Below are 6354 nucleotides of genomic sequence, written 5' to 3' on the forward strand. Positions count from 1 at the left end.
GGCCAGCCGGGTCAACTTCGCCAGCAAGCGCGACGCGGCGCTGCCGCGCAAGGCCGACCGGTTGCTGGCGAAGTTGTCCCGGCTGGCCGGTGGCCGCAGCTTCGAACCCGGCTTTGCCTGGGCGGGGACGTTTGCCGAGACCACCGACGGCCTCCCTTACATCGGTGCGCTTTCCGACGGTGACCCGCGCGTGCACTTTGCCATGGCCTATGGGGGCAACGGCATCACCTATAGCGTCATCGCCGCCGACATCCTGCGCGAGGCGATCCACGGGCGCACGCATCCACGTGCCGCAATGTTCGGCTTTGGCCGCATCGGGCGATAAGGCAATGCAACGCCGCCGCGCCACGCCCCGCGCCGTGCATAGGGTTATGATGACCGGCTCGTGTTTCCACCACGGCGCTTTCCCATGCCCCAGATCCGTTACCAGCAACTGGACGTCTTTGCCGCCAGGCCGGGCGGCGGCAACCAGCTCGGCGTCGTCATCGATGCCGAAGGCTGGGCCGACGACACCATGCAGGCCTTCGCCCGCTGGACGAACCTGGTCGAAACCACCTTCCTGATGCCGCCGACGCAACCGGGTGCCAGTTATCGCGCGCGCATCTTCACCCCGCGCAAGGAAATTCCCTTCGCCGGGCATCCCACCATCGGCAGCGCGCACGCCGCGCTCGACGCCGGGCTCTGCCGGCCGGCCGCCGACGGGTTGCTGCATCAGGAATGCGCCGCCGGCGTGCTGCCGATCCGCGTGGAAAACCATGACGGCCGGCGAGTGCTGTTCGTGCAGTCGCCGCCAGCGCGCGTGGTGCCCGCACCGATCGGCCTGAGTGCGCTTCGCGACGTGCTGCATGGCATCCAGACCGGCCCCCTGCCGCCTGCCTTCGTCGAGGGCGGCCGCCGCTGGTGGGTCGCGGAATTCGCCGACGAGGCAACCTTGCGCCAGTGGCATCCGGACCATGGCGCCATCGGCATGCTGGCGCGCGATACCGATAGCCTGGGGCTGTGCGTGTTCGCGCGCAGCAGCGAACCAGGTGTCGAACTTGCGGTACGCGCGTTTCCCGCAGGCGTGGACATCGTCGAGGACCCTGCCTCCGGCGCCGCCAACGGGTTGATTGCAGCCTACATTGCACATGCGGAGCCTGCCGGCGTCCTGGCCCGCGGATATCGGGTAAGCCAGGGGCGTGAAGTGGGACACGACGCCAGCATTACCGTGCGCATTGACGGTGCATCGATATGGGTAGGCGGACAGACGAACACCATCATCGACGGCGCGGTGGACTGGCCGCACGCATGAACCAGGGCACGGGCGCCGCGATCTGGGTGGACGCAGACGCCTGCCCGGGTGTGATCAAGGAGATCCTGTTCCGCGCCGCCGAACGGGAAAAAATCAGTGTCACCCTGGTGGCGAACCAGTGGCTCCGTACTCCGCCGTCGCGCTATATCCATTCGGTACAGGTGCCCGGCGGCTTCGACGTGGCCGATGGCGAGATCGTCCGCCGCGTGGCGGCAGGCGACATGGTGGTGACCCAGGACATCCCGCTTGCGGCACTGGTGCTGGAAAAGGGTGCGCTGGCCCTGAATCCCCGCGGCGAGCTCTATACCCGCGAGACGATTGCCCAGCGCTTGTCGATGCGCAATTTCATGGAGGAACTGCGTGGCAGCGGCGTGGACACCGGCGGCCCGGCGGCATTCGGTCAGCGCGACCGCCAGTCTTTCGCCAATGCCCTGGACCGCTGGCTGGCCACGCGGCCGCGCTGATCCACGGCCCGGCGGGCTAGAGCTCGCGCAATACGCGGAAGCCCACGCGGGCGCTGCGCGTATCGGCACCGGCGCCCTGGCGGAATGCCGAACGCAGCATGTCCGGTGCACTGCCCCAGGAACCGCCGCGGATCACCCGTCGTGTGCAACCGGGATTGTCCCACGCGCTGCCATCGCGCGGTGCCCGGATGTAATTGTCGTGCCAGCAATCCTGCACCCATTCGGACACATTGCCGCCGATGTCGTACAGGCCGAATGCATTGGGCGCAAAGGATTGCACGGGGGCAGGTCCCCAATACCCGTCGCGATACCCGGGCATGGCGTTGCTCCAGCGCCTGCCGCTGGACGTACGGTCACCGCTGCCGGTGATGTTCTCCACCCGGCTGGCGGGACTTCCATCGCCCCACCAGAAGCGCGTGGAGCTGCCGCCGCGCTCGGCATATTCGAACTCCGCCTCGCTGGGCAGCCGGTAGCGCTGGCCGCTGCGGCTGGCCAGCCACGCCACAAAAGCACGGGCGTCGTTCCACGACACGTTGATCACCGGCAGGCCATCGGCCGCGGGCTTGCCCACGTAGTCCGACATCCAGGTGGCCTGGGCGTCGTCGCGCAGGCCGCCGCTGGCCTCGTCGTAAATGCTCGAACCGCCCAGCTTCTGTGAATCGGGCACGTAGCCGGTGGCACGGACGAACTCGCGGAACTGCCCCACGGTCACTTCGCTACGCGACAGTGCAAAACCCTTGGCCACGTCCACGGCGTGGCGCGGCGACTCACTCACGTCGTGGCCTTTTTCCTCGTCGGCCGAGCCCATCTGGAAGCTGCCGGTGGGCAGCACCACCATCGCAGGACCCTGCCCGCCGCTATCGACGAAGCGATCGCTGAAGACCTGACCGGGCTTGTAGCTGGCATACAGCCGGGCATTGGTCATGCGCTCATTGAATTCGTCCAGGCCAGCCAGGTCCGGGCTGATGCCCTGGGCCTGTTTGGCAAGCCTGGCCGCCAAAGCCTGGTCGCCGGCATCGAGCGCGGAACGTGCCTGGGCCAGCAGGCCTTCGGCGCTCTGGCGCCGCATGCCTTCCACCCGGCCCCGCGTGTCCTGCAGGGCCTGTGAATCAGGCTGGATCGCGGCAGCGTCGGCCAGGGCCTTGTCGGCACCGGCGAAATCGTTCTTGGCGACTGCCGTCAGCGCCCGGTCGAGCACGATGCGCTGCACCTGGGCCATGCCCTGGCTCGCCACCGCGTTGCCTGGGTCCATGGACAGCACCTGGCGATACAGCCCCAGCGCGCTGCCGCCGGCGGGAGATGCCGCCTTGTCCTGTTGCACGAGATCCGCCGCCTGGGCCAACAGGGGTTGCACCTGGTCCAGGAGCTTGAGCTTGTCGTCCAGGGCCGCCGCATCGGCCGTGCTGTCGGGGATTGTCTTGAGCGCCTTCACGCGCTCACGCGCGGTATCGCCGTCGCCCAGCGCCAGCGCCTGCTCGGCTTCGGCAAGCAATCGTGCGTGGACTTCGACCACGCCCGCCTTGCCCTTGACGCTATCGGCGTTCGCCTTGAGCACTTCGTTGTACAACGCCAGCGCACTATCGGGGCCGCCGGTGAGATGGTCCGCGGCCAGGGCCTGGGTGGCGCGTTCGAGCAGCTTCTTCGATTCAGCGCTATCGGGCACCGCGGCGCCTTCCGGGGCGGGCGCCGGTTCACGCCGATGGGCTGCGATCACCGCGGCCGACGCGAGCATCAGGGGCGGACCCGAATCCACCTCGGAAACCAAGCGGGGGGCGGCTTGCGGCCGCTGATCGAACCCGATGTTGGGTGCCTGCGACGCCAACGGCGCCACGGCGGGGCCCTGTAATTGTGACGAAGTACGCAGCAGCCCGGGGAAAAAGTGATAGGAAAGTCCAAAGCACAGCACCACCAGGCCAAACCCGCCGCCTAGCGCGCGCTGTCGTCGGACGGTCTCGGTGCTGGGCATGGTCTTCGGGCGTCCCGGGTGGCGGCCTGCTATCTTGCGCCGTCACCATAGGCAATCGACGCACACAGGGCAACGGGCGGGGCACGCGCGCGCAGGCTTAGGTTCACGCAAAGGATTCAAGATGGATGCACTTTCGCCGGTCCCGGCCGCCGACTGGATCGACAATGCGGCGGCACTAGGCGCATGGCTGGGCGATATTCCCACCGGTGCCGCGGTGGGCGTGGACACCGAGTTCATGCGCCGCGACACTTTCTATCCACAGCTGGCGCTGCTGCAATTGTCATACGGCGGTCGCCACGCCCTGGTAGATCCCCTGGCTTTCGATGCCGGCAGCCTGCTTGACGACACCTTCGGCAAGCGCGCGGTCACCAGCATCATGCACAGTGCCAGCGAAGACCTCGAGGCGCTGGCACCGCTGTTGCCGCGTGGCCCGCATACGCTTTTCGACACCCAGATCGCCGCGGCCTATGCCGGCATGGGTGCGGGCTTGTCCTATCGCGCACTGGTGGCTGCGGTGATCGGCGACGACCTGGACAAGGGCGAGACCCGCTCGGACTGGATGCAACGCCCGCTCACGCCCAGCCAGCTGGCCTACGCCACGCTGGACGTGGTGCACCTGCATCGTATCCATGCCGAACTCGTCGCGCGCCTGCAGGCGCGCGGCCACTTCAGCTGGTTCGAAGAAGACTGCCGCCGCCTGCTCGCACGCGCTGCCAGTGCCGGCGACGACCAGCCCCAGCGTGGGGTGCGTGCGGCCGCCGAATGGCCCAGTGAACGACAGGCCCTGCTCCGCCGCATCCTGCACTGGCGCGACATCACCGCGCGCAAGCTCGACCGTCCGCGCCCGTGGTTGCTCGACGAAGCCCTGGCATTGAGCCTTGCCAACAACCTGCCGCACAGTCAGGCCGACCTCGATACCCGCGGCCGCGGCCAGCGCGCCTTGCGTTCGGCACAACGGCAGGAGCTGTTCGAACTATTGCACCAGCCGGTGACGCCCGTGGAAGTGGCCGCGACACTGCCGATCCCCGGACATCCGTCGGGCGAGGCGAAAAAAGCGATCACCGCCATGAAGACCGTGGTGGACGCCATTTCACTGGAGCTGGACCTGCCACAGGGCCTGGTTTGCGCACGACGCAACCTGGATGAATACGTGGTGTCGGGCCAGTGGCCCGAGGGCCTTGCTGGATGGCGGCGCGATGCGCTGGAACCGAAGCTGGCGCCGCTTTTGCCCTGAGTGGAGGCCCCTGCCGGCTCCCCTTCCATCGCCGCCCCGCCCGCTGGTAACATGCGGCGTTCAAGTGGGGCGGTAGCTCAGCCGGGAGAGCGTCGCGTTCGCAATGCGAAGGTCGTGGGTTCGATCCCCATCCGCTCCACCATCATTGAAGATGCCCGGGGAAACCCGGGCTTTTTTATGCCACGACGTGACGCATGAGATGCATGCGCCACCGTGGTACATCGTCTTTCACGCCCCGGCTGCCGACAATCACTTGATCCGCGTCAAGTCCGCCTTGAACGCGGTTGCCCACGTCTGGCCGCCGTCGCGCGAGTAGGAAATATCAAAGTGATGCGAATCGGCCTTGATGTTTGACCAGACGCCGCGTACCAGGACCGTGCGGTCCTTGTAGACCGTCGTGCCGAACAGCTCGCCGCGACCGTCCTTGAAGACGCCGATGGTCGGGGCCTCGACCTTTCCGGAGCTGCTGTCGATGTAGGTCTGGCTCCACTGCCCGGCTTTGGCGTCATAGACGAAGAGTGTCGCACCTTCCCAATGTCCGCTGGGCCCATCGGCCTCGATCTCCTCGAGCCATGCCCGGCCATTCCAGACCGGCCGCGCTGTCTTGGTACCGTCCATCACCACCGTATGGGTGCCGCCATCGAACGGGTCGAGCACTTGCGTGGCATGGGTATGCCAGATGCCGCGAGCAAAGTCGAAATCGTGCGAACCGTCCCGGGGCGATTCCGCCCTCGTGTTGAAGGGCAGGCAAGCGACGACACCGGCAACCATGACGCCACGTAGCAACAGTTTCCACATCACCTGGCCCTCCGTAATGATCAAGCTCATGGAGGCACTTTAGGAAAGCGCGTGGTGGCACAAGAGGGCCAATCGAGGAAATTCGGGGTGGTCCACTTCGGCGATGAACCAAGCGTCGTACTCGGCAGCTTCACATTGTTCGCGAACGAAATTACACATGGAATGGCATCCCTACATGTTGCACGGGCAAGTATACCGAGCATTGTCTATGACAACGCGCGACATGCCCGCCGTATCGATGATGTTCAAACCTACTTCCTTCGAACGAGCCAATCCGACGAAACTAAGCTGGGGACGATGGTTTGAGTTTTGTCCGATGGGATGTCAGGGGAAACTTTGCGACGCTTACTATATGGAAGTGGACTGACGTATCCGGGATCATATGTTTGCCGTCGGGGTACTCCCGGCGGCCGGGTGTAGAAACCCGTTCTTAAAGTCTCGGGTACCGCAGGCTCCATCGCCTGCGGTACCCGTGATCTCCCGTCCTTCTATGGCGGGCGACCAGGCGGGCTTCGGCCCGGCCGGATTGGACTTGAGACGGTTTTCTACCCTGGCTCGCCCGCCACTCTGAGTGCAAACAGCGTGGCGAAATGCTCCTGCA

6 protein-coding genes and 1 tRNA gene are annotated in these 6354 nt (G+C 66.2%); 5 read left to right on the forward strand and 2 right to left on the reverse strand.

Annotated elements, in window-relative coordinates; translation table 11 throughout:
* The 3 genes from VK519_RS06025 to VK519_RS06035 all read left to right on the forward strand — a co-directional run.
* Positions 1 to 325: FAD-dependent oxidoreductase (locus VK519_RS06025; RefSeq protein ID WP_324348229.1), on the forward strand; the 325-nt coding region annotated here is incomplete at its 5' end.
* 84 nt (positions 326 to 409) lie between these two features.
* On the forward strand, positions 410 to 1291 hold the full coding sequence (locus VK519_RS06030; RefSeq protein ID WP_324348231.1) for a PhzF family protein: 882 nt from the start codon (positions 410 to 412) through the stop codon (positions 1289 to 1291).
* The gene (locus tag VK519_RS06035; RefSeq protein WP_324348233.1) at positions 1288 to 1755 is read left to right on the forward strand and encodes a YaiI/YqxD family protein; all 468 of its coding nucleotides are present in this window, start codon (positions 1288 to 1290) and stop codon (positions 1753 to 1755) included. The genes VK519_RS06030 and VK519_RS06035 overlap by 4 nt, the downstream gene beginning before the upstream one ends.
* Before the next feature lie 16 nt (positions 1756 to 1771).
* Here VK519_RS06035 and VK519_RS06040 read toward each other — a convergent pair whose 3' ends face one another.
* Positions 1772 to 3721 carry an SUMF1/EgtB/PvdO family nonheme iron enzyme gene (locus VK519_RS06040; protein ID WP_324348234.1) on the reverse strand — a complete coding sequence of 650 codons (1950 nt, stop codon included), beginning with the start codon at positions 3719 to 3721 and terminating at the stop codon, positions 1772 to 1774.
* Positions 3722 to 3842: 121 nt separating this feature from the next.
* On the opposite strand from VK519_RS06040, the gene VK519_RS06045 reads away from it, so the two are divergent.
* Positions 3843 to 4955: a ribonuclease D gene (locus VK519_RS06045; protein ID WP_324348236.1), complete on the forward strand. Its 1113-nt coding sequence runs from the start codon at positions 3843 to 3845 to the stop codon at positions 4953 to 4955.
* 66 nt (positions 4956 to 5021) lie between these two features.
* Positions 5022 to 5097 (forward strand) — tRNA-Ala (locus tag VK519_RS06050).
* 107 nt (positions 5098 to 5204) lie between these two features.
* Here VK519_RS06050 and VK519_RS06055 read toward each other — a convergent pair.
* Entirely contained in the window at positions 5205 to 5783 is a 579-nt protein-coding gene (locus VK519_RS06055; protein WP_324348238.1) for a DUF1579 family protein, read from the reverse strand.
* Positions 5784 to 6354 lie beyond the last annotated feature (571 nt).

The sequence above is a fragment of the Pinirhizobacter sp. genome (assembly GCF_035317885.1).
In the GTDB taxonomy this organism is placed as follows: Bacteria; Pseudomonadota; Gammaproteobacteria; order Xanthomonadales; family Rhodanobacteraceae; genus Pinirhizobacter.